At 69.3% G+C, this 22,812-nt stretch carries 23 protein-coding genes; 8 read left to right on the forward strand and 15 right to left on the reverse strand.

What is annotated here, in order from left to right; genetic code table 11:
- Nucleotides 1-9: 9 nt before the first annotated feature.
- The 8 genes from ACFY7C_RS30050 to ACFY7C_RS30085 all read right to left on the reverse strand — a co-directional run bounded on the left by ACFY7C_RS30050 (nucleotide 10) and on the right by ACFY7C_RS30085 (nucleotide 8,269).
- Complete coding sequence (locus ACFY7C_RS30050) at nucleotides 10-1,152, reverse strand: hypothetical protein (protein WP_389656323.1); 1,143 nt, start codon at nucleotides 1,150-1,152, stop codon at nucleotides 10-12.
- A 55-nt stretch (nucleotides 1,153-1,207) separates the two neighbouring features.
- Complete coding sequence (locus tag ACFY7C_RS30055; protein ID WP_389656326.1) at nucleotides 1,208-2,398, reverse strand: hypothetical protein; 1,191 nt, start codon at nucleotides 2,396-2,398, stop codon at nucleotides 1,208-1,210.
- 36 nt (nucleotides 2,399-2,434) lie between these two features.
- Complete coding sequence (locus tag ACFY7C_RS30060; protein ID WP_389656329.1) at nucleotides 2,435-3,622, reverse strand: hypothetical protein; 1,188 nt, start codon at nucleotides 3,620-3,622, stop codon at nucleotides 2,435-2,437.
- 56 nt (nucleotides 3,623-3,678) lie between these two features.
- Nucleotides 3,679-4,614: a phage distal tail protein gene (locus ACFY7C_RS30065; protein ID WP_389656332.1), complete on the reverse strand. Its 936-nt coding sequence runs from the start codon at nucleotides 4,612-4,614 to the stop codon at nucleotides 3,679-3,681.
- 59 nt (nucleotides 4,615-4,673) lie between these two features.
- Nucleotides 4,674-5,933, reverse strand: a complete 1,260-nt coding sequence (locus ACFY7C_RS30070; protein ID WP_389656335.1) for a tape-measure protein — start codon at nucleotides 5,931-5,933, stop codon at nucleotides 4,674-4,676.
- Nucleotides 5,930-7,132 (reverse strand): phage tail protein, encoded by a 1,203-nt coding sequence (locus ACFY7C_RS30075; protein WP_389656338.1) that lies wholly within the window; start codon nucleotides 7,130-7,132, stop codon nucleotides 5,930-5,932. The genes ACFY7C_RS30070 and ACFY7C_RS30075 overlap by 4 nt, the downstream gene beginning before the upstream one ends.
- A gap of 57 nt (nucleotides 7,133-7,189) precedes the next feature.
- Nucleotides 7,190-7,936 carry a hypothetical protein gene (locus tag ACFY7C_RS30080; protein WP_389656341.1) on the reverse strand — a complete coding sequence of 249 codons (747 nt, stop codon included), beginning with the start codon at nucleotides 7,934-7,936 and terminating at the stop codon, nucleotides 7,190-7,192.
- Nucleotides 7,937-8,074: 138 nt separating this feature from the next.
- Complete coding sequence (locus tag ACFY7C_RS30085; RefSeq protein ID WP_389656344.1) at nucleotides 8,075-8,269, reverse strand: hypothetical protein; 195 nt, start codon at nucleotides 8,267-8,269, stop codon at nucleotides 8,075-8,077.
- 248 nt (nucleotides 8,270-8,517) lie between these two features.
- Here ACFY7C_RS30085 and ACFY7C_RS30090 point away from each other — a divergent pair, with 248 nt between their 5' ends.
- Nucleotides 8,518-9,372, forward strand: a complete 855-nt coding sequence (locus tag ACFY7C_RS30090; RefSeq protein ID WP_389656347.1) for a hypothetical protein — start codon at nucleotides 8,518-8,520, stop codon at nucleotides 9,370-9,372.
- Nucleotides 9,373-9,435: 63 nt separating this feature from the next.
- On the opposite strand, the gene ACFY7C_RS30095 is transcribed toward ACFY7C_RS30090, so the two are convergent.
- The 4 genes from ACFY7C_RS30095 to ACFY7C_RS30110 all read right to left on the reverse strand — a co-directional run bounded on the left by ACFY7C_RS30095 (nucleotide 9,436) and on the right by ACFY7C_RS30110 (nucleotide 11,404).
- Nucleotides 9,436-9,693 (reverse strand): hypothetical protein, encoded by a 258-nt coding sequence (locus tag ACFY7C_RS30095; protein WP_389656350.1) that lies wholly within the window; start codon nucleotides 9,691-9,693, stop codon nucleotides 9,436-9,438.
- 161 nt (nucleotides 9,694-9,854) lie between these two features.
- Nucleotides 9,855-10,145 carry a hypothetical protein gene (locus tag ACFY7C_RS30100; protein WP_345486262.1) on the reverse strand — a complete coding sequence of 97 codons (291 nt, stop codon included), beginning with the start codon at nucleotides 10,143-10,145 and terminating at the stop codon, nucleotides 9,855-9,857.
- A gap of 98 nt (nucleotides 10,146-10,243) precedes the next feature.
- The gene (locus ACFY7C_RS30105; protein ID WP_389656354.1) at nucleotides 10,244-10,846 is read right to left on the reverse strand and encodes a phage tail protein; all 603 of its coding nucleotides are present in this window, start codon (nucleotides 10,844-10,846) and stop codon (nucleotides 10,244-10,246) included.
- A 150-nt stretch (nucleotides 10,847-10,996) separates the two neighbouring features.
- On the reverse strand, nucleotides 10,997-11,404 hold the full coding sequence (locus ACFY7C_RS30110; protein WP_389656357.1) for a hypothetical protein: 408 nt from the start codon (nucleotides 11,402-11,404) through the stop codon (nucleotides 10,997-10,999).
- 329 nt (nucleotides 11,405-11,733) lie between these two features.
- Here ACFY7C_RS30110 and ACFY7C_RS30115 point away from each other — a divergent pair, with 329 nt between their 5' ends.
- Nucleotides 11,734-12,570 (forward strand): hypothetical protein, encoded by an 837-nt coding sequence (locus tag ACFY7C_RS30115; protein WP_389656360.1) that lies wholly within the window; start codon nucleotides 11,734-11,736, stop codon nucleotides 12,568-12,570.
- A gap of 66 nt (nucleotides 12,571-12,636) precedes the next feature.
- Here ACFY7C_RS30115 and ACFY7C_RS30120 read toward each other — a convergent pair whose 3' ends face one another.
- The 3 genes from ACFY7C_RS30120 to ACFY7C_RS30130 are packed head-to-tail and all read right to left on the reverse strand — an operon-like array spanning nucleotide 12,637 to nucleotide 14,133.
- Nucleotides 12,637-12,852: a hypothetical protein gene (locus tag ACFY7C_RS30120; RefSeq protein WP_362523646.1), complete on the reverse strand. Its 216-nt coding sequence runs from the start codon at nucleotides 12,850-12,852 to the stop codon at nucleotides 12,637-12,639.
- On the reverse strand, nucleotides 12,846-13,631 hold the full coding sequence (locus ACFY7C_RS30125; protein WP_389656363.1) for a hypothetical protein: 786 nt from the start codon (nucleotides 13,629-13,631) through the stop codon (nucleotides 12,846-12,848). The genes ACFY7C_RS30120 and ACFY7C_RS30125 overlap by 7 nt, the downstream gene beginning before the upstream one ends.
- Complete coding sequence (locus ACFY7C_RS30130) at nucleotides 13,624-14,133, reverse strand: WhiB family transcriptional regulator (RefSeq protein ID WP_389656366.1); 510 nt, start codon at nucleotides 14,131-14,133, stop codon at nucleotides 13,624-13,626. The genes ACFY7C_RS30125 and ACFY7C_RS30130 overlap by 8 nt, the downstream gene beginning before the upstream one ends.
- A 255-nt stretch (nucleotides 14,134-14,388) precedes the next feature.
- Between ACFY7C_RS30130 and ACFY7C_RS30135 the strand changes: the two genes are divergently transcribed.
- From ACFY7C_RS30135 to ACFY7C_RS30160, 6 genes are all read left to right on the forward strand, one after another.
- Nucleotides 14,389-14,838 carry a helix-turn-helix domain-containing protein gene (locus ACFY7C_RS30135; RefSeq protein ID WP_389656369.1) on the forward strand — a complete coding sequence of 150 codons (450 nt, stop codon included), beginning with the start codon at nucleotides 14,389-14,391 and terminating at the stop codon, nucleotides 14,836-14,838.
- A gap of 759 nt (nucleotides 14,839-15,597) precedes the next feature.
- The gene (gene rpsL, locus ACFY7C_RS30140; protein WP_003948652.1) at nucleotides 15,598-15,969 is read left to right on the forward strand and encodes a 30S ribosomal protein S12; all 372 of its coding nucleotides are present in this window, start codon (nucleotides 15,598-15,600) and stop codon (nucleotides 15,967-15,969) included.
- A gap of 2 nt (nucleotides 15,970-15,971) precedes the next feature.
- Entirely contained in the window at nucleotides 15,972-16,442 is a 471-nt protein-coding gene (gene rpsG / locus ACFY7C_RS30145; RefSeq protein ID WP_345486254.1) for a 30S ribosomal protein S7, read from the forward strand.
- Nucleotides 16,443-16,481: 39 nt separating this feature from the next.
- Nucleotides 16,482-18,608: an elongation factor G gene (gene fusA, locus ACFY7C_RS30150; RefSeq protein WP_389656372.1), complete on the forward strand. Its 2,127-nt coding sequence runs from the start codon at nucleotides 16,482-16,484 to the stop codon at nucleotides 18,606-18,608.
- Nucleotides 18,609-18,759: 151 nt separating this feature from the next.
- Nucleotides 18,760-19,953, forward strand: coding sequence for an elongation factor Tu (gene tuf / locus ACFY7C_RS30155; RefSeq protein ID WP_389656375.1), 1,194 nt, complete (start codon nucleotides 18,760-18,762; stop codon nucleotides 19,951-19,953).
- A 173-nt stretch (nucleotides 19,954-20,126) separates the two neighbouring features.
- Nucleotides 20,127-22,796, forward strand: coding sequence for an N-acetylmuramoyl-L-alanine amidase (locus tag ACFY7C_RS30160; RefSeq protein WP_389656378.1), 2,670 nt, complete (start codon nucleotides 20,127-20,129; stop codon nucleotides 22,794-22,796).
- Nucleotides 22,797-22,812: the final 16 nt, after the last annotated feature.

Consider the following 22,812-nt stretch of genomic DNA (forward strand, 5'->3'; position numbering starts at 1 on the left):
CGGCGGACCTCACGGAAGGATGTAGGTGGCGCTGACACGGATGTTGCGGCCGGGGACGAGTGCGCCCGGGTAGTCCCAGGTGCGCAGGGTGATCTGACCGGAGGTGGTCACATTCGCCCCGCCGCTGCCGTAGCCGTCACAGGCGGGGGCCTCGACGCTGATGGCCGGGCGCCAGCCCGCGGGCAGGGTGCACAGCGGTTCGTCGGCCAGATTGCCGGCGCTGTCCACGTCGACCCGGGAGGTGCGGGTGACGGTGACGGCCATGGTGCACAGGCCGGCCTTGTTCCGGCGGGCTTCGAAGGCCACCACGGTCCAGTTGGCGAGGGCGGTGGCCCCGGTCGTGGTGCTTTCCACCTCGACCGGCGGCTGGTAGTTCACCCAGGTGTTGCCGTTCCAGCGCTGGAGCACCCCGGAGTTCTCGCGGAACTGGCCCGGGTAGCTGCCCGTGGACACCGCGCCGCTGGGAGCGATGCCGCCGATCTCCTTCGGGTAGGGGATCCAGCCGCTGCCGTCCCACCGCTGGAGGTAGTGGGTGCTGTCGTTGTCCTGGTACTGGCCCGGGTAGGACCCGGCCACACCGGCGTTGTTGTAGACCGGCAGGATGCCGCCGACCGCGACGGTCGTGGTGCGCAGATCGGTGACCGTGCCCGTGCCCGACCAGTCGATGCCGCCGTTGCCCGCGGAGGCGCCTGCCTTCACCTTGACGCTGAACAGGGCCAGTGCCCGGGCCGGGACCTGCGGTGCCACGGGGACGGCCTTCGGCTCGCCCTTCACGATCTCGACGACGGCCTCGTACCGGCCCTGCTGGTCGGCGTCGGCGTCCCACACCCGCAGCACGACGAGGTCGATGCGCGGGTTGAGGGCGTCGCCGTCGCCGAAGGTGATGGTCATGTCCTGGTCGAGGGCGACGGGGTAGGCGCCGTCGGAGGTGCCGCCCTGGACGACGGCCTTGCCGGCGTAGATGGTGGCCGTCATCGGCCCGGTGTTGCTCATCCACAGGCCGCCGACCCGGTACTTGCCGTCGAACGTTCCGGGCAGGATGCCGGAGCGCACGCCCAGCGGGTTGACGGGGACGGTGGCGCCGATGTTGGTGATACGGGTGTTCTGGCGGGTCTGCCCGGTGGGCAGCAGCCAGCCGGAGCGTACGGGCATGAGTTCTCCTGGGAATGAAGGACGGTCGGGCGGCGGCGGTGCGGCGGCGCTGGACTCAGTGCTGCGGGTCGACCTGCAGGAACGTGTTGTCGAACCAGGCCTGCAGGGCGGTGTTGGACGTCCGGTAGTAGGCCGTGACCGTGTAGGTGGCGCCCGCGGTCAGGGTGTGCAGTCGCTGGGTGGTGGACACCGAGATGTTGCCGGGGCTCTGGCAGACCACCGCGTACGAGTCGTTGTTGTCCCGGTAGAGGGTCGTGCCCTGCATGATCCGCACGCCCATGAAGCCGACGCCGGAGCCCGTGCCGACGAGCTGGATCCGCGAACCGAAGGTGAGGATGGCCTGGCGGGAGCCGGGGGCGACGAAGGTGAGCGACAGCGCGGTGGCCCGGTTGCCCGAGAGCGTGTTCACCCAGGTCGTCGAGGTGGTGTAGCCGTCGTACAGCGAGTCGTTGAAGTACGGGCCGGGGAAGGCCGGCGCCCACGCCGTGCCGTTCCAGCGCTCGAGCCGGCCGCCCAGGCCGTCCCGGTACTGGCCGGTGTAGCTGCCCGGGATCGCAGAGCCGACGGTGCTCGGCACGACGCCGCCGATGGCCTGCGGGTACGCCACCCACTTGCCGCCGTCCCAGCGCTGCAGCTGCGCGTCCGGGGTGTCCTGGTACTGGCCCGGGTAGGCGCCGGGCAGGACCGCTCCCTCGACCGGGAGGATGCCGCCGGCGGAGACGATGCTGGTCCGCAGGTCCTTCAGGGCCGTGGCCCACGGGATGCCGCCGGTGCCCGCGCTGACACCGACCGGGACCCGCACCTCGTACAGCGGGAGGCTGCGCGCCGGGGCCGGCTGCGCCTTCGGTGCCGCCTCGGGAACGCCCTCGATGACCTCGATGACGGCCTCGTTGCGGTCGTCCCCGTACAGCTTGTCGCGGATCCGCAGCACGACCAGGTCGATCCGGTCGTACTGGGCGTTGCCCGGCGAGAAGGTGACGACCTCGGAGGCCGGCAGGGTCACCGGGTAGGCACCCTGGGAGATGTCGCCCTGGATGACGGCCCGGCCCTCGGAGACGACCGCCGACATGGCGGAGGAGTTCGTCATCCAGAAGCCGGAGAGCCGGTACTTGCCCTCGTAGGAGCCGGGCAGGATGCCGGAACGGACCTGGACGGGGTTGAGCGCGTTCGTCGCGCCCATCTGAGTGAGACGGGTGTCCTCGCGGGTCTGGCCGGTCTCGGCGACCCAGCTGCTGCGCAGGTTCATGAGGTTTCTCCAATCGGGGTTACGAAAAGGACGGCGTCAGGACCGGATCCACTGGGCGGAGAGGTTGCAGGAGTAGCCGGACCCGCCGAGGGTGCGAATGGCGGCGGTGTGGTTGTGGTAGCCGGCGAGCTGGAGCACATTGCCGGCGGTCAGCTTGATCAGGCCTTCGCCGCCGACGGTGACGGCGCCGCTGGACGCCTGGTTCATCCAGGTCATCCGGGGCACGCCGACGCCGCCGAGGTGGATGCGGGCGCCGCGCAGACCGGTGTTGGAGTCGCCGTACCAGGCGACATGGCCGGAGACCCGCCACCAGCCGGTGCGCGGGACGACGTAGCTGTTGGTGCCGTTCCAGCCGTTGAAGTCGTCGGTGTCCACGGTCTGGAGGGTGATCGGCGTCCAGGCGCCGGCCGGCACGCTCTGCATCGCCGTCTGCGAGGCGCTGAAGAGGACGGTCGCCTTGCCCTCGGCGTACTGCCAGGCCGCGCCGTCCCAGCGCTGGAGGACGCCGGCGTTGTCGCGGTACTGGCCGGTGTACGAGCCGGTCGTCGTGGTCCCGTGCGGGGCGATGCCGCCGATCGGCTTCGGGTACGAGACCCAGGTCGTGCCGTCCCAGCGCTGGAGAAGGCCCACCACATCGCGGTACTGGCCGACATAGGCGCCCTTGAAGCCGCTGGTCGGGATGATGCCGCCGAGCGCCGTCATCGGGTAGTGCAGGGTGGTGACGGCGGTCTGCCAGTTGATGCCGCCGGTGCCGGCCGAGGTGCCGGCCGGCACCCGGATCGAGTAGAGCGGGAAGGCGCTGCCCGGCCCGGAGGCGGGGGCGACCGGGGTGGCATCGGGCGCGCCCTTGACGAGCCGGATCACGGCCTCGGTCGCCCCGCTCTTGTCGTACGCGTCGTCGAGGACGGCCAGTTCGACGAGGTCGATCCGGTCGTACTGCGCGTCGCCGTCGGTGACGGTGAGCGTCTCGGGGGAGGTCACCGCGATCATGTAGGCGCCCTGGGCGGTGTCGTTGCCCTGGATGACGGCCCGGCCGGTGCCGATCGTGCACTGCATCGCACCGGCGCTGGTCAGGCCGAGGCCGCCGGGCACGATGCCGGGGCGCGAGCGCAGCGGGGTCTCGTCGGCGCTCTGCCCGTTGGGGGTGAGGAGAGCGGACAGGGTGATCCGGGTGTCCTCGCGTGTCTGGCCGTTGGAGTGGAGCCAGGCGGCCCGTACGGTCATGGGTTCACCTCTTCGTGGGAGAAGCGGGTCGGGTGGGGGACGTCAGCCGGCCGCGGTCACCACTCGGCGCTGCGCCAGCGGACCGTCATCTGGGCCTCCGGGGTCGCCTCGTCGGGCCGGAACGCCAGCTCCCTGCGGCCCGGATCCAGGAGGAACAGCTCCTCCGGGGTGGAGTCCGCCATGGCGGTGTGGCGGCGGGAGGCGGAGTTGTTGAGCGTCACCGTGCCGTTGGCGGTGTCGACGACGAGCTCGTCACCGGCGGCCAGGTCGATCGCGTACCGCAGCCGGCGCCTGCTTCCCCGCTCGGTGACGGTGGGCATGGAGCACGGGCCGCGGAAGGTGATCAGCGGGTGGGTGGCCGCCGAGCCGGTGTTCTCGACGACGGCGTCGCCGGTGGACGTGGCCTGGCCCCAGTCGAGGGGCCAGGTCAGCCCGTTCGGCAGCCAGTTCAGACCGGACTCCGGCTGCGGAGCCGTGGTCGTGGTGGTCTGCTCCTCGACGCCGTAGCGGCGCGGGTCGGCGGCCAGCCACTGGACGGACATCTTCGAGCTGCCCTGGGTGGCGAAGCCCTGGTCGGCCGGGACGACCCGCTGGGCGATCCGGGCGCGGACGGTGAGCATCTCGCCGTGCAGCCGGACGGTGAGCCAGCGCTCCTCGTCGAGCAGCGCGAGGGCCTGGCGCAGCGCGCGGATGGCCTCGGCGGCCGCGCCGTACTCCGGCATCAGGACGATGGTGCCGCCGATCTTGCGCGGCTTGGCGAAGCGCGAGCCGGGCCAGGCGCCGTGCGAGGTGGGCCGTTCGGCGTCGGAGGAGTCGTACTCCGGCAGGTCCTCCCAGCCGGACAGGCCGGAGCGGTCGACGTTGAACGGCGTACCGGGGCCGATGAGAAGCCCGGCCCACTGCATCTGCCCGTCCTGGGTGATGAGCGAGCCGGGCGCGAGGTCGGCGATGTAGCTGTTGCTTCCGGCGTATGCGGTTGTGGTCTCGGCCATGGGGCCGTCACCTCACTTCTGAGGGGGTGTCAGGGTGGGCGGCTGGAGCGGTACGGGCTTCAGCAGTGGGCGCCGGCGAGGAAGAGCAGGTCCTCGGCGGTCGACCGCGGTCCGGCGCCCTGCTTTTCGTGGAACTCTCGGATGCGGCGGGGCTGTCGGGGAGCCTCGGTGACGGCCGGGACGCGACGGTTCTCGAGCACGGTGAGCGGGTCGATGCGCCAGCCCTCGGTGGAGCCGGGGAAGACGACACCGCCCTCGGCGAGCATCGGGATCTTGTCGAGGTCGACGCCGAACTTCTTGCCGAGTAGTTCGAAGCTCAGCTCGTTGAGGCCGTCGATGATCCAGTTGGCGAAGGCGATGAGACCGTTGATGGGGCCCTTGACGACGCCGATCACCGTGCTCAGTGCGCCCTTGATGAGGTCGCCGATGCCGCGCAGGGCACCACTGAAGGCGTCCTTGGCGGTGCGGAAGAAGCCGGGAACCGTGCTGGTGAAGAAGGACAGGAGCGGCTGGATGCTGTTCCGGATGCCGCCGATGGTGCTGGAGGCGATGCCGCGCAGCGCGTTGGAGGCGGAGGTCACGGAGGAGCGGACGTTGGAGAATCCGCTGATCCCTGAACCGATGATCTTGAGTGCGGCGGTGAACAGGGCGATGTAACCCTTGAAGTAGGTCCCGACGGCCTGACCGATGAGCGTGATGATCGGCTGGAGGAACTTCCAGACCGACTGGAAGCCCTTGAGGGCTTGGTCGAAGACCTGCTTCATGATCTTCTGCCCGGTCTCGCTGTTCATGGCGAACTCGATGAGCCAGGCCGCGACCGGCAGCAGGATGCCGATGAGGAAGCCGATCGGGTTGGCGCGCATGGCGAGGTTGATGCCGGTCATGGCGACGGCGGCGATGGCCATGACGGTGCCGAAGTTCTCCATCAGCTTGGTGAGGATGTCGGTGACAGGCAGCAGCGGGAGCAGGAGGGTGAGGATGCCGCCGACGCCTTGGGCGAGCTTCCCGAGTGTGCCCTTGGACTTGCCCGCCTTGTCGCCGAAGGACTTGACGCCGCGGTGGGCAGTGGAGCGGCCGAGTTTAGTGACGGAGCCGGAGGCGGAGGTGGCGTCGGCGCGGATCCGGGCCACCGAGGAGGTCGCGCCCCGCACTTCACGGGCGAATCGGTCGGTCTTGCCTGCGGTGTCGCGCAGGACTCGGGTCAGCGCCTGCAACGTGGTCGTGGTCGGCCGTATGCTCCGGCTGAAGTTGCGGAAGGCTTCGGGCGCACCGGCGAGCAGCCGGTGGCTGAAGACGACCGACGGCGCGACCGCGATCATCCGCGTGCCTTCGCCAGGTACATCAGCGCGTCCGCCGTGGACTGCGGGTCGCTGCCACGGGCCGCGTGATAGTGCTCGATGTGCAGCCCGACGCCCTTTCCGTTACCGCCCTGGGCGTGCGCCGCCATGCGGGCGCGGCGGGCCGTGAGGGCGAGCAGCCGGTCCAGCTTGGACAGCGGCAGGACGGCCTCGGCCTCGCCGGCCTCGGCGAGGATCGCCGGGACACCGCCGGCGCGTGGCATGACGACACCACCGGTGGCGAGCATCGGGATGGTCGGGATGTTGACGCCGAAGGTCTTGCCTCCGACGAGCGGTACCCAGCCGGGGACGCTGACCTTGACGCGGTTCAGGCTGCCGATCATCCGGTTGATGAGGCCGATGACGGCGTTGATCGGGCCGGACACACCGCTCTTGATGCCGTTGAACGCGCGGGACGCGATGTCCTTGAGGCCGTTCCAGATGGACGACATCTTGTCCTTGACGGCCCGGAAGGCGTTCGGGATCGCGGTCTTGATCCAGTTGACCACGGGGGTGATGACTGCCTTGATGCCGTTCCAGACGGCGCTGATGACCGTCTTGATCGCCTTCATGACCGTGGTGATGACCGTCTTCCAGATCTTCACGTAGGTCTTGATGACGGTGGCGACCGCCTTCACGACGGTGGAGATGGCCTTCTTGATGCCGTTCCAGACCGTCTTGATCAGCTGGCCGGCCTTCTTCATGATCGGGCCGATGGCCTTCATGACCGAGCTGATCACGGTCTTGATGGCGCTGAAGGCCTTCTTCATGATCGTCTGCATGGTCTTCGAGCGCGTCGCCATCTCGACGACCTTCTCGATGAGCGGCATGAACAGCTCGATCAGGCGGGCGAGGAAGTTGCCCTTCATGGACTTGTTGAGCTTGTCCTGGCCCTTGGCGGCCTTGCCGGCGCCGGACTCGTACTTGCCGAGCTTGGTTCCGGCGGACTGGCCGGTCTGACCCGCCTTGGTCATGGACCGTTCGGCCTGGTCCGTCGCCGTCTTGAGGCTCTTGAGCTGGGACGTGGTGGACTGTGCCGAGGACTTCAGCTGCTTGACCCCGTTGGAGGCGGAGTTGCTGCCGGTGCCGACACGGGTGACGGCCTGGGCGCTCTGCTGAGCGTCGGTCTTGAGCTTTCTCAGCGCCCCCGAGGCGCTGCCGAGTGCTTTGGCGAGAGACATGATCACCTGGTTTCGTGGAGGGGAGCGAGGCCGGGTGGCGAGCGCGGCGACGCGTGGTCAGGAGGTCGAGGCGAGCGCGACCGTCGTCTGCCCGAGGGCGGTGCGCAGGGAGTTGAGGTCGGCGACCGCCGTTGCGGCGTTGCCCTTCCACAGGTTCTTGGCGGCCGTTTCCTTGGCGCTCAGGTCGTTGATCTTGGTCACCAGCTTGGCTGCGCTCTTGGAAGTTCGTCGCGCCGACTTCTTCGCGCGGTCGAGCTTCTTCTGCAGGTCCGCGATCTGGTCCCTGGTCTCCTTCACTTTCGCCGCGTGTCGGTCGACGGCTGCCTGGGACCCACGTCCTGCGTCGAGGCGGTCCTGGGCGGCCCGCTGAGCACTCTCCTGGTGCCGCAGACGGGCTTGCGCGCGTGTCAGCTCGTCCTGACGGTCGGTGAGACGGGTGAGCTTCCGCTTCAGCCGGTTCTGCTTGGCGTAGAGATCCCGCTGCTTGTTCTCGACACGCACCTGGAAGGCCTTGGCCTTGTCGGCCCACGGCCAGCCCAGACGCTGGCGGCCGTTGATCGTGATGCCCTTGTCGTCGATCTTGAACCAGGTGTAGTCGACCTTGAAGAGGCCGACCGAAGCGGCGAAGAGGCCGGCCATCTCGAACTTCATGAGGGTGATGTCACCCTTGATGCCGGAGATGGTGCTCGACAGGTTCGAGACCACCACCTTGGTCTCGTCGTATTGCTTCGCCAGGGCAACCCACGGGGGCAGTTTGACCAGGGTCGCGGAGAGTTCTTGTACCGGATCGGGAACGACTGACATGGCTGTACTCCATTCGGAGATGTCGTGCCGCAGCGCACCCGGAAACGCAGGAGCCGCCTGCCCCGAGGGGGTGCAGGCGGCTCGTGTGCGCGGGCGGCGGGGTTCGACCCGCCGGCGTGGCGCGTGTGTGTCGGGAGGTCAGCGGCGGCGGCGTAGTTCGGCGAGGGCGTCATTCCACCCCGCCGTGTACGCGCGGGTCTCGCGAGCCGCGACCTCTGCGTCGAGGGTGGCGAGCAGTGCGCGCTTGTCGAGGGGACCGGGGCCTTGGAGCAACGCGTTGAGGCGATCGTGGAGCGTGCTCCCGGTGTGGCTTTCCCCGGTCTGAGACGTCATGGTGCCCTGCCTTCCGGCGATCGAACGTGCGTGCGAAGCATTGTCGAACAAAAGTTCGAGCTTTGTCGAGTCGGAAACCTCTGACGGCGTGTCTTCTCGGCCATATGCCGTGTGGGTTGGTCCACGCACGGTGCGTGTGTTCGACCGGGGTACTCTGGAGGACGCGTTCCCGGACCTGACACAGTCGGGGGGCGAGGGGCGCGAGGGGCGCGTGGGGACCCCAGGGGGTTGGAAGGCAGTGCGGACGCATGGAATCGGAGCCGGGCGCTAACCGGCGGGAGCGAGTCACCGACTGGCTCGAGTCCCACCCGGACCTGCCCCATCTCTTCGCGCGCCTCGCGGAGCTGGTCCACGTCCACGGGTACTCCCCCGAGGACCTGGTGGTCATGCCCCGCTCCGAGGTGGACCGCCGTGAGACGGCCGCCTTCACCGCCGGCTGGGCCGAGGCCGTTTCCGACGAACTCCCGCGCATCCGCCGTGAGTACGAGAAGCGCGTCGCCGACGCCTACGCTCAAGGACAGGGTGACGCGCGTGGAATCCGGCGCCCCCAGCGGCGTACGGACGCGAATGCAAACTTCGAGGGTGCCCGGGTCATCCCGCTGCCCTTCGCCCGGCTGCTCGAACCGCCGGCCGTGGTCGTCGAGGCCGAGGAACGGGTCCGCCGGGAGCGCGAGCTCTTCGACCAGCGCTCCGAGCCCGATCCCGGGCCCGCGTACGAGTCGGATTCGCCGCCTGAGTCCGAGTCCGGGCCGGAACGCCGAGCCGATCCCGATCCCGAGCCGGTGCACGAGTCCGATCCCGAACCGGCTGCCCCCGATCCCGAACCGGACGTCCTGCTGACGGCCCAGGAGAGCCGCGCCCGAAGGAACGCCCAGCCGGTGCGAAAGGTCGTCCGCCGCAAGGGCGGCCGTCCGATCGTGCCGCCGCTCGCCGGCGTACCCGGTCAGGCCGGAACGGGGCCCGACCGGCGCGGCGCCGAGTCCGGAGAGTCGGACGCGCGCGCGGGCGCGCGTGGGCGCCGGCTCTCCGATCGAGCCAGGGCCCTGGAACAGGACCTGGCCGCCGAGCGAGCACAGGAAGAGCCCCCGGAGCCCGCTCCCTGACGGGAACGGGCTCCGGGGGCTGCGGGGATGTGGCTTAGGTGCGTCTTCGGCGCGGTCGGGCCGTCAGCCGAAGAACCGGGCGAGGGTGGAGGGGCTGATCGCCTCGCCCATGCTCTCCGTCGAGCCGTCGGCCTCCGAGTCGCCGTCGTCTTCGTCCTCGTCGTCATTCCCCGGACGTGGGACGGGTTTCGGATACTCGGGCTGCTCGTCGTCCTCGCCCGTGTTGACGCACTGGAACATCCAGTTGGACACGGCCAGATGGTCCACCACCGCCGCGAGGAGGTGGTCGGTGAGCGACCACTCCGCGGTGTCTCCGTGCAACTCCCGCTGGACGGAGCTGTCCTGCGGCAGATGTGTGATCAGTGTCGACAGCCGACGGCTGGACAGCTTGCCCCGGTACCAGTCGAGGAGGTCGACGCTGTAATAGCGGAGGAGATCCGCTTCAAGGGCCTCGGCGTGTTCGTCGACGAACTCGACGAGGCTCAGTCTTCCCCCAGGCCGAGCCCGGTCTCCTTGCCGTAGGCCTCGAGGATCGCGGCGATGTCCTGCATCGTGATGTCGTGCTCTTCGAAGCGGGCGAACTGCTCCTCACCCATCAGGAGCGCGAGCAGACCGTCCACGTCGTTGTCGTCGAGCTTGCGCAGCGCCTTCGCGGTCTTGCGGGACAGCTCGGTGGGAAGCGTGAAGGACTCGCCGTCCAGCTCGAAGGACCAGGTGCGGCCGTGGGCCTCCAGTCGCTGGGCGCGAGCGGCGTTGACGTCGAAACGGGCCATGGTGTGCGTACTCCTTGTTCGCGTGGTTCGCGTGGGTGAATGAGGAGAGGGGGCGGGGCGGGACGGCGATGGGCCGTCCCGCCCCGGGTGGTGCTGGATCAGACGGACGCGGAGTACTGGTTGTCCTTCATGATGAAGGTGGCCAGCGGCTTGCCGTCGCCCGCCGACATCGCGCTGAAGGTGATGCCCAGCTGGGCGGCACCCTTACGGGACAGCTTGATGTCGTCGGAGGCGGTGACCTGACCGCGCGGGATGATGAAGCGGTACGTCACCGCGGTGGTGCCACCGGCCTTGACGTCGGTGAACTCCAGGCCGAGGGCACGGACGTCCGCGAACGGACGCTCGGCGATCTCGTACTTGTAGGTGTCGACGGCCGGGGCCGGCTCCGCCTCGACCTTGCCACCGCCCATGAAGAACGGCAGCGTGTCCTCGTTGAACTGCAGCATCGAGAACTTCAGCGACAGGTCGCGGGCCGAGTAGATGTAGTGGACGGGGGACACCGACTGCCACGAGTCGATGGCCTCCAGCTTGTCCTTCTTCGAGAACGTGACGCCGTCACCGGTGGTGAAGCCGAGGTTCGTCCAGGACGCCCAGTCGGTGGCGGAGTCGGCGCCGAAGCCGGGGGCGGCGGTGCCGACCTTGGCGACGAAGAGCTTGCCGACGCCGGCGACGCGGATCTCGGCGGAGTTGTTTCCTGCCATGGTGGGGTTTCTCCTTGATGAGGGGGTGAGGGCGCCGTCCCGGCCGGAGGAATTCCGGGTCCGGGTACGGCAAAGGCCCCGCCGGACGGCGAGGCCTGGTCTGTGGGGGCGGCGTCCGAGGACGACGCCGGGGGAGCGCTCCGGGAGCGTCTAGAAGACGTTCAGGGAGAGCTGGATGACGCAGAGGTAGCGGTTGGCGCCCCGGTAGAGGTAGTCGGGCAGCCAGCGGGGCCCGTCCTGCTCCTCGACGTCGCTGACGAAGTTCACGCCGATCTTCTTGCCGATGGTGGCGAGCAGGGCGCGCCGGGCGGCGTTGGCGGTGATGTGGGCCGCGTTCTTGGTCGGGCCGTACACCTCGAACTCGATCAGCGGCTTGTCGACGTGCAGGTCGCCGATCCAGGCGCCGCCGCGGCGGTTCACCAGGACGGCGTTCTGCGTGCCGTCGAAGCCGGCCGGCGCCTGGACGGCGACCGTGACGCCGGCCAGGGCCGGGTCGGCCTTGAGGACGTCGACGACCAGCTTCTCGACGTCTGGGAAAGCACTCGGGGGAGTGGTCATGACGGATCTCCTCGGTGGAGGGGGAGGGCGGGACGGGGTGGTGCGGGCGGTGCGGGTGGCGCGGGGGCCGTCCGGGGCGCTCGACGCGGGCGAAGGGGGAAGGGGCGCGGAGCGCTCCCGGACGGCGAACGGCGGAGCCTGCGGCCCGTCTCGCGGGCACAGCTCCGCCGCTGCACCAACTGTGACAGAGAGCGTGCGCGCACGCAACTAGTTCGGTGATCGGTTTCGTTTTTCCTCCCGGGTGAGGGAGACGCAGGCCCTCTGACCTGGGGATTTCCATGAAATGGGAGCCAGGTAGGTTGGGCGCACCCGAACCAGAGGAGCCGCCCGTGCCCGCCGCAGCCCGCCCCCGACCCCGTCTCCTCTATGTCACCGACCTCGCCTACCCCGCCCGCGGGCGCCGCTACTGCGACGAGGACATCGACCTCACCGCGCGCCTGCGCACCGACTTCGACCTCGCCCTCTGCCACCCGCGCGACGCCGCCGCCCTCATGGACGGCTTCGACGCCGTCGTCGTCCGCAACAGCGGACCCGTCCTGCACTACCAGGAGACCTACGACGCCTTCCGCGCCAAGGCGACCGCCCTCGGCACCCGCGTCTACAACCCGCTCCACGGCCGCGGCGACATGGCCGGCAAGCAGTACCTGCTCGACCTCACCGCCGCCGGCCTCCCCGTCATCCCCACCGTCGACCGCGCCGCCGACCTGGGGCAGCTCCCCGAGGCGGCGGAATACGTCGTCAAGCCCAAGGCGGGCGCCGACTCCATAGGGCTGGAGTTCGTGCCGTACGAGCGTCTCGCGGGGCTCTCGTACGGCGGGATCCTCGTCCAGCCGCGGATCGACTTCCGCTACGAGGTGTCCTTCTACTTCGTCGACGACCGCTTCCAGTACGCCCTCCACGCCCCCGACCCCGAGCGCCGCTGGGTCCTGGAGCCGTACGACGCCACCGAGGCGGACCTCGCCTTCGCCCGCCGCTTCGTCGACTGGAACACCCTCGACCACGGCATCCAGCGGGTCGACGCCTGCCGCACCCCCGACGGCGAGCTGCTCCTGGTCGAGCTGGAGGACCTCAACCCATATCTGTCGCTCGACCGGGTGGCGGAGGAGGTCAGGGACCGATTCGTCGCGGAGATGACCCGCTCCCTCCACGACTTCCTGCAGGCATGACGAAGCGCCCCGTGTCTCTCGAGGAGAGGCACGGGGCGCTCGGTTCGAATCGTTCGAACGGGTGGTTCAGGCGGTACGGGGCCTTCGGCGGGCCGCCCGCTCCGCAGCGAAGACGTCCTCCAGGCGGAACAGCTGCGCCCGGCCCGCCTTGCCCGCCGCCCGCAGGTGGCCCAGCTGGACCCACTTGCGGATGGTCGCCGGGGCGACTCCCGCCTCCTCGGCGGCGAGCGGGCCCGGGATCAGGGCCGGCAGGGACAGCGGCAGGGCGGTCGAGCTCAGCATGAGGTCTCCTTGGTGTCGTCCATCGCCGCTTCGATCTCCTCCGTACGCGCCCCCGACGCGTCCGCGAGCTCGGCCCACTCCTCCTCCGGCCACAGGTGCCGGTAGGACGGATCGTCCTGGCAGCCGCACGCCGCGTCCGTGCACACGCACGCCGGGTTCACGCACAGCACCGCGCGCCGGTCGGGGAAGGCCCGCAGCGACACCGAGTCGCACCAGGGGCAGCGCCCCGACACCCGTACGACCGTCTCCGCCTCGCCCAGGGTCCGCGCGCAGCGGCGCGCCATGCGGCGGATCTCGTCCCGTACGTGCCGGGCGAGCACGGCGTGACCGGCGATCGCGTCCAGCAGGCCGACCACCCGGCGCAGCCGCTCCACCACCCCGGCCCGGCGGGGCCGCGGCAGTCCGAGCCGTGCGCAGACCGCCTCCTCCAGCTCCACCACGCCGTCGGTGATGTCCCGGATGGCGTCGGAGATGTGCAGCCGGATCGGCGCGGCGCCGTGGCCGGGCACGACCAGGCCGTGCCGCTGTTCGAGCAGCAGCGCCTCGCGCCGCTCGGCGCGGATCAGCTCGTCGCGCCCCGGGTGCGGCGCGGTCGGCGCGCTGCCCGCCGGCGCCCGCCGACCGGGCGCGAGCTCCTCGGCGAGCTCCGGGAACTGTCGTACGAGGGAGGCGGCCCAGAGCGTGATGTCCCGCAGGACCCGCTCGTCGGCGGCCCCGTTGCCCGCGGCGGCCGCGGCGGTTCCGGAGTGGTCGGCGGACTCCGGCAGGCGCTCAGCCACGGGGGCCTCCGGTGAGAACGGCACCGGCGCCGGCGAGGGCGCGGTCGCCGGTGCCGGCGGCGTCGAGCGCCTCGGCCAGGTCGTTCAGGTCGTTCAGGTCGGCCAGGCCGGTCAGGTCCCGCGGACCGGTGGCCTCGGTACGCATCGGTTCCGTGGACGGAGCCGCGGTCAGGGCCGTGGCGTCGGTCGCCAGGTCGGCCGCGTCCAGGGCGGCCGCCAGCTCCGCGGCCTCGGTCGCTCGCGCGGCCTCCGCGGCGGCCTCGCCAGGACGGCGGCGCGGCTTCACCGGGCGGCCGTTGCGCCACAGGCGGCCCGCGCAGACTCCGTCGAACCAGCTCTCGGCGGGGGCCACGGCCGCCTCGCACTCGCGGCTGACGGGGCAGACGGCGCAGGCCCGCAGGGCCGGGGCCGCCTCCTTGCCCCGACGGGAGAAGACAACGGTCGGCGAGAGGCCGGCGCACGCGGCGGCGGCTTGCCAGGGGGAGGTGTCGGACAGGTGCAAGGTGGGTCTCCACGTTCCGGGGCCCCGGGGCCCATGGGGCGTGTGGGGCCCTTGGGACTCAGGAGGCCGACGAGTGCGGCGATGAGCAAGATAGACATGTTGCGTGCGAGCTCGCAACTATCTTCTGGGGTGCCGGTGGAGATGCCTTCACCGATTCGACACGATTGCGTGCCCGAAAGCACGTAATTCCGTGCGCGCAAGCACGCTAAAGTAAGGGGCCCGATGGGTGGGGGAATTAGAGGGAGCGGTATTCACATGAGCACTCAAGGGCTCGACGAGTTCGCGGGATGGGTCGAAGGCCTGATGCGGGCCCGTGGCTACGACATCGACAGCCCCCGCGGTGGAGGGAAGTCCCGGATCGCGGACGAGGCCGGCGTCCATCGCGCCGCCGTGACCCGGCTGCTGCAGCGGCAGAGCATGCCCGACCTGGAGACCATGCGCAGGATCGCCCCGCTTCTCGGGGTCTCCGTCCGCGACATGCTCATTCGGTCCGGGCGCGTGACGCCGGAGGAGCTGCCGCTCGCGGCGGATCTGCTGCCGCCGGGCGACTGGCAGCCGACCATGGAGGACTTCGCGCGCTGGCTCGGTGTCCCGGACGAGCGGATGGACGTCTTCGTCAAGGTCGTCACGCAGTTCCTGGAGCCCGAGCCCGAGGACGGCGACGTCCGGGTCACGGGCGAGTCCCGCCGCGCGGCACAGGACTGAGTGCGGTCCCGGATCCGTCCGGGACCGCACCGGCCACGCACCCCGGGCCACGTCGGCGTGACACCCCCAGGTCCCGCGCCGACCGTGGCCGGCCGGCCACCGGCTCCACCATGCCCGGCCCCCGGCCAGGCCGGCGGACCGACCGCGCCCGTCGCCATCGCCGGCCCGGCCGCGACCGACCCCGGCTCGAGCGCGGAACCGACCGCTGCCCGGCCCCGGCCCGGCGGGCGAACCGACGGCTGCCCGGCCCCGGCCCGGTCGCCGAACCGACCGCTGCCCGGCCCCGGCCCCGGCCCGCGGGCCGACCGCGCCCCGACGCCATCGACGGCCGGCCGTGACCGGCCCTGCCCGGCAATCGACGCCACCGCCGGCCCGACCCCGACCGACCGAATCCGCCGCGTCGGGTCCCGCCGTCACCACCGGCCGCGTGCCCCGCCGCGTACCACCGCCACGGCCCCGCCGCCACCGCAGCGCCCCGACCGCTCGCGGCGGCGTTCTCCCACGTCGACCGGGCTGCCTTGCGCGTGGGCATTTGTTTTGACCGGAGTCCATGCGATAGGTACGCTCATGCCTTGTGCCTGGGGTGTGCCCGGAGTCGTGTGCGTGTCCTCAACCGCACGCTGAGTCCGAGACCGGCCACCGCAATCCGCGCCCTTCTCCGCCCACGGCGGAGGTCCGCGCGATTCGACACACCCGACCGCGTGGGTCGGCGACGTTCCAGGTTAGTTTTACCGACGGCACACAGAAACCGGAGAAGTAGTGCCTACGATCCAGCAGCTGGTCCGCAAGGGCCGGCAGGACAAGGTCGAGAAGAACAAGACGCCCGCACTCGAGGGTTCCCCTCAGCGCCGCGGCGTCTGCACGCGTGTGTTCACGACCACCCCGAAGAAGCCGAACTCGGCCCTCCGTAAGGTCGCGCGTGTGCGTCTGACCTCCGGCATCGAGGTCACGGCCTACATCCCGGGTGAGGGTCACAACCTGCAGGAGCACTCCATCGTGCTCGTGCGCGGTGGCCGTGTGAAGGACCTGCCGGGTGTTCGTTACAAGATCATCCGCGGTTCCCTCGACACGCAGGGCGTCAAGAACCGTAAGCAGGCTCGCAGCCGCTACGGCGCCAAGAAGGAGAAGTAAGAATGCCTCGTAAGGGCCCCGCCCCGAAGCGCCCGGTCATCATCGACCCGGTCTACAGCTCTCCTCTTGTCACCTCGCTGATCAACAAGATCCTGCTTGACGGCAAGCGTTCCACCGCCGAGCGCATCGTGTACGGCGCCATGGAGGGTCTTCGCGAGAAGACCGGCCAGGACCCGGTCATCACGCTGAAGCGCGCTCTCGAGAACGTCAAGCCGTCCCTCGAGGTCAAGTCCCGTCGTGTCGGTGGCGCCACCTACCAGGTGCCGATCGAGGTCAAGCCCGGTCGCGCCTCCACCCTCGCGCTGCGCTGGCTGGTCGGCTACTCCCGCGCCCGTCGCGAGAAGACCATGACCGAGCGCCTCATGAACGAGCTCCTGGACGCCTCGAACGGCCTCGGTGCTTCGGTCAAGAAGCGTGAGGACACGCACAAGATGGCCGAGTCCAACAAGGCCTTCGCGCACTACCGCTGGTAGTCGCAACCCACATCGAGACCGAGAGAAGACTGAAGCCTTATGGCTACCACTTCGCTTGACCTGGCCAAGGTGCGCAACATCGGCATCATGGCCCACATCGACGCGGGCAAGACGACCACCACCGAGCGGATCCTGTTCTACACCGGCGTTTCGTACAAGATCGGTGAGGTCCACGACGGCGCCGCCACGATGGACTGGATGGAGCAGGAGCAGGAGCGTGGCATCACGATCACCTCTGCTGCCACCACCTGCCACTGGCCGCTCGAGGACGTCGACCACACGATCAACATCATCGACACGCCGGGCCACGTCGACTTCACCGTCGAGGTGGAGCGTTCCCTGCGCGTGCTCGACGGTGCCGTGACCGTGTTCGACGGCGTGGCCGGCGTCGAGCCCCAGTCCGAGACCGTGTGGCGTCAGGCGGACCGCTACGGCGTTCCGCGTATCTGCTTCGTCAACAAGCTCGACCGGACCGGTGCCGAGTTCTTCCGCTGCGTCGGCATGATCGAGGACCGCCTCGGCGCCCAGCCGATCGTCATGCAGCTCCCGATCGGTGCCGAGGCCGACTTCCAGGGCGTCGTCGACCTCGTCCGCATGAAGGCTCTTGTCTGGTCCGCCGAGGCCACCAAGGGCGAGATGTACGACATCGTCGACATCCCGGCTTCGCACACCGAGCTCGCCGAGGAGTACCGCGGCAAGCTGATCGAGGCCGTCGCCGAGAACGACGAAGCGATCATGGAGCTCTACCTCGAGGGCGAAGAGCCCACCGAGGAGCAGCTGTACGCGGCCGTCCGCCGCATCACGATCGCCTCCGGCAAGTCCAAGGACACCACGGTCACCCCGGTGTTCTGCGGTACCGCGTTCAAGAACAAGGGTGTTCAGCCCCTGCTCGACGCGGTCGTGCGCTACCTCCCCTCCCCGCTCGACGTCGAGGCCATCGAGGGCCACGACGTCAAGGACCCGGAGGAGGTCGTCAAGCGCAAGCCGTCCGACGACGAGCCGCTGTCGGCCCTCGCGTTCAAGATCATGAGCGACCCGCACCTCGGTAAGCTCACCTTCGTCCGCGTGTACTCCGGTCGCCTGGACTCCGGTTCTTCTGTCCTGAACTCCGTGAAGGGCAAGAAGGAGCGCATCGGCAAGATCTACCGCATGCACGCGAACAAGCGTGAGGAGATCGACTCGGTGGGCGCCGGCGACATCATCGCCGTGATGGGTCTCAAGCAGACCACCACCGGTGAGACGCTCTGTGACGACAAGGCCCCGGTCATCCTGGAGTCCATGGACTTCCCGGCCCCGGTCATCCAGGTCGCCATCGAGCCCAAGTCCAAGGGCGACCAGGAGAAGCTGGGTGTCGCCATCCAGCGTCTCGCGGAGGAGGACCCCTCCTTCCAGGTCCACTCGGACGAGGAGACCGGCCAGACCATCATCGGCGGTATGGGCGAGCTGCACCTCGAGGTGCTGGTCGACCGCATGCGCCGTGAGTTCAAGGTCGAGGCCAACGTCGGCAAGCCGCAGGTGGCCTACCGCGAGACGATCCGCAAGGCCGTCGAGCGCGTGGACTACACGCACAAGAAGCAGACCGGTGGTACGGGTCAGTTCGCCAAGGTCCAGATCGGCATCGAGCCGATCGAGGGCGGCGAGTCCTCGTACGAGTTCGTGAACAAGGTCACCGGTGGCCGCATCCCGAAGGAGTACATCCCTTCGGTCGACGCGGGTGCGCAGGAGGCCATGCAGTTCGGCATCCTCGCCGGCTACGAGATGACCGGCGTTCGCGTGATCCTGCACGACGGTGCGTACCACGAGGTCGACTCCTCCGAGCTCGCCTTCAAGATCGCCGGCTCGCAGGCCTTCAAGGAGGCCGCGCGCAAGGCTTCGCCCGTGCTGCTCGAGCCGATGATGGCCGTCGAGGTCACCACGCCCGAGGACTACATGGGTGAGGTCATCGGCGACATCAACTCCCGCCGTGGCCAGATCCAGGCCATGGAGGAGCGTCACGGTGCCCGCATCGTGAAGGGCCTCGTGCCCCTTTCGGAGATGTTCGGCTACGTCGGCGACCTCCGCAGCAAGACCTCGGGTCGCGCAAGCTACTCGATGCAGTTCGACTCCTACGCCGAGGTTCCGCGGAACGTCGCCGAGGAGATCATCGCGAAGGCCAAGGGCGAGTAACTCTCCCGAGTTCACGCTTTAGGCTTGACACCAGTCGCCGGGGCTCAGCCCCCCGAAACCCGAGGGATCGGGCCCCGGCGCCTGGCATCCCAGCAAAGATCACCTGGCGCCGATGAAGCAAGGCGTTCAGAACCACTCCAGGAGGACCCCAGTGGCGAAGGCGAAGTTCGAGCGGACTAAGCCGCACGTCAACATCGGCACCATCGGTCACATCGACCACGGTAAGACGACCCTCACGGCCGCCATTACCAAGGTGCTGCACGACGCGTACCCGGACCTGAACGAGGCCTCGGCCTTCGACCAGATCGACAAGGCTCCTGAGGAGCGCCAGCGCGGTATCACCATCTCCATCGCGCACGTCGAGTACCAGACCGAGTCGCGTCACTACGCCCACGTCGACTGCCCCGGTCACGCGGACTACATCAAGAACATGATCACGGGTGCGGCGCAGATGGACGGCGCCATCCTCGTGGTCGCCGCCACCGACGGCCCGATGCCGCAGACCAAGGAGCACGTGCTCCTGGCCCGCCAGGTCGGCGTTCCGTACATCGTCGTCGCCCTGAACAAGGCCGACATGGTGGACGACGAGGAGATCCTGGAGCTCGTCGAGCTCGAGGTCCGTGAGCTCCTCACCGAGTACGAGTTCCCGGGCGACGACCTGCCGGTCGTCCGCGTCTCGGCGCTCAAGGCGCTCGAGGGCGACAAGGAGTGGGGCGAGAAGCTCCTCGGCCTCATGAAGGCCGTGGACGAGTCCATCCCGCAGCCCGAGCGTGACGTCGACAAGCCGTTCCTGATGCCGATCGAGGACGTCTTCACGATCACCGGTCGTGGCACCGTCGTCACCGGTCGTATCGAGCGTGGTGTCCTCAAGGTCAACGAGACCGTCGACATCATCGGCATCAAGACCGAGAAGACCACCACCACGGTCACCGGCATCGAGATGTTCCGCAAGCTGCTCGACGAGGGCCAGGCCGGTGAGAACGTCGGTCTGCTCCTCCGTGGCATCAAGCGCGAGGACGTCGAGCGCGGCCAGGTCATCATCAAGCCCGGTTCGGTCACGCCGCACACCGAGTTCGAGGCCCAGGCCTACATCCTGTCGAAGGACGAGGGCGGCCGTCACACCCCGTTCTTCAACAACTACCGCCCGCAGTTCTACTTCCGTACCACGGACGTGACCGGCGTCGTGACCCTCCCCGAGGGCACCGAGATGGTCATGCCGGGCGACAACACCTCCATGTCCGTCCAGCTGATCCAGCCGGTCGCCATGGAGGAGGGCCTCAAGTTCGCCATCCGTGAGGGTGGCCGGACCGTCGGCGCCGGCCAGGTCGTCAAGATCACCAAGTAAGTTCTTCCGAACTTCGGTGGTTTGACCTGGTAGCTCGACAGAGCTCCACGAGGACCCCGCACCGCTTCGGCGGTGCGGGGTCCTCTGCTTTACCCCCCGGTGGCAGACGCAAACCTGATGTCCCGTAGAGTGCGCCGGTCAGTTGTGTCATGACCATTAGGGGTGGAGACAACTTGAGATCGGGACGTCGAGCACGTCGTAAGACGAGTACGCGAATACGTCGTACGGCGATAGGCGCCGCCCTCGCGGGCGTCACCGTCCTCGCCTTCCAGGCCGCGGCGAACGGTGCGGTCTTCGGGACCGAGGACGACAACGGGCAGGGTGAGAAGCCCAGCCCGTACAGCGCGGAAGCCGGCGAGCGCCCGTCGGGCAAGACCGAGCTGCACAAGCTGGCCCTCACCGACAAGGGCAAGGGCGAAGCGGTCCTGTCCAAGCGGGCGACGGAGCCCTTCGGCCTGCTCGGCGTGACCTGGACGGAAGCGAACGCGAAGATCAAGGGCACGATCGAGGCCCGGACCCGCAGCGTCGAGACCGGCGAGTGGTCCGAGTGGGTCGACCTCGAGCCGTACCCGGTCGGCATGGACGGCAAGCGTCCCGGCGCGGGCGGTGCCACCGAGCCCATCTGGGTGGGTGCCTCCGACGGTGCCGAGGTGCGCGTCAGTGACGGCGCCGCCGCGGGCACGCTGCCCGACGGCCTGCAGCTGGTCATGGTGGACCCGAACGGTGCCGGCGCGGAGGCCAAGGAGAACGGCGAACTGAACGCCGAGCCTGTCGCCTTCGTCGCCGAAGTGCCGCCGAGCGTTCCCGGCCCGCCGTCGACCGCTCCCCGGCCGAGCGTCGTCACGCGCGAGCAGTGGGGAGCGGACACCGCGGTCGCCACCCCCGAGGAGCCCGTCTACCTGCCCGGCGGCAAGATCAAGGCCGCCTTCGTGCACCACACGACGAGCGCCGACTACGACTGCTCGGAATCGGCGGCCATCGTCCGCAGCATCCTCGTCTACCACGTCACGGGTCAGAACCCGCCGTGGCGCGACATCGGCTACAACTTCCTCGTCGACAAGTGCGGCACGATCTTCGAGGGCCGCGAGGGCGGCATCGACCAGCCGGTCCTGGGCGCGCACACCTACGGCTTCAACTCGGAGTCGACCGGCGTCGCGATCATCGGCAACTACATGGAGCAGTCGGCGTCGAGCGCCGCGCTCACGTCGGCCGCGAAGGTCATCGCGTACAAGCTCGGCCAGTACGGCGTGAACCCCGCGGGCAAGACCACGCTGGTCGCGGGCGCGACGCAGACGAGCGGAACGGGCATCAGCTACACGTCCGGCCAGTCGTACTCGTTCAACGCCGTCTCCGGTCACCGCGACGGCTTCAACACGGCCTGCCCCGGCACCAAGCTCTACCCGCAGCTGCCGACCATCCGTTCCCTGGCCACGGGCTTCAACGCCAACCTCAAGATCGACTCCCTCGGCGGCGCGGTCAAGAACGGCACGGCGTACGAGGCGACCGGGCCGGTCACCGTGAACTGGTCGACCACCACGCCGAGCACCTCCATCAGCAAGTTCGAGGTGCTGGTCGACGGTCAGCCCGCCGTGACGACCTACGGCCACGTGCGCAGCACGGAGATCAACGTCAGCGGCACCGCCGCCCACACGGTCGCCGTTCGCTCGACGTACAAGACCGGCAGCACCACCGTCTCCCCCGCGGTCAGCGTCACCGCCGCCGGTAACAAGACCTTCTACCCCGTGGCGCCCAAGCGCCTCATGAACACCCTCGCGGGTGTCGGCGTGCCGAAGGCCAAGGTCGGTCCCGGTCAGGAGGTCGTCCTTCAGGTCGCCGGCGTGCAGGGCATCCCGGTCACCGGTGTCGGGGCGGTCGCGCTCAACGTGACGGTGACCAACCCGACCACGACCGGCTACGTGTCGGTGTACCCGAACGGGATGCCCCGTCCGGCCACGTCGAACCTGAACTTCAAGGCCGGGGTGTCGATCCCGAACCTCGTGGTCGTCCCGGTCGTCGACGGCAAGGTGCGGTTCTACAACCACGCCGGCTCCGTCGACCTGCTCGCCGACGTCACCGGCTACTACAGCAAGGACGCCGCCGGCTCGACGTTCGTCACCACCGGGCCCTCCCGGATCATGAACACCATGGCGGGACTGGGTGTGCCGACGAAGCTCGGCCCGGCCGCCACGGCCTCCCTCCAGGTCACGGGCGTCGCGGGGATCCCGGCCAACGCCGCCGCCGTCGTCATGAACGTGACGGCGACCAAGCCGACCAACAACGGCTACGTCTCGGTCTTCCCCAGCGGGACCCCCCGGCCCAGCACCTCGAACCTGAACTTCAAGGCGGGCCAGTCGATCCCCAACCTGGTGATCGTCCCGGTCGGTGCGGACGGCAAGGTCAGCTTCTACAACCACGCCGGCACGGTCGAACTGCTCGGTGATGTCACCGGTTACTTCACCACGGACACCACCCAGGCGAAGCACGTCAACCACGGTCCGAAGCGACTGCTGAACACGATGGCCGGTCTCGGCGTGCCGAAGGCCAAGGTCGGTGCGCAGCAGGCCGTGACCCTCCAGGTCACCGGCGCCAACGGCATCCCCGCCAGCGGTGTCACGGCGGTCGTGATCAACGTGACGGCGACCAACCCGACCAGCTCCGGCTGGGTGTCGGTCTACCCGAGCGACCAGGTCCGGCCGCCGGTGTCGAACCTGAACTTCACCGCCGGACTGACGATCCCGAACCTGGTGGTCGTCCCGGTCAGCGCGGACGGCAAGGTCAGCTTCTACAACCACGCCGGTTCGGTCGACCTGCTCGCGGACATCACCGGCTACTTCGTGAAGTAGTCATGTGACCTGATTC

It is taken from the genome of Streptomyces sp. NPDC012769 (assembly GCF_042901205.1).
Taxonomy (GTDB): domain Bacteria; phylum Actinomycetota; class Actinomycetes; order Streptomycetales; family Streptomycetaceae; genus Streptomyces.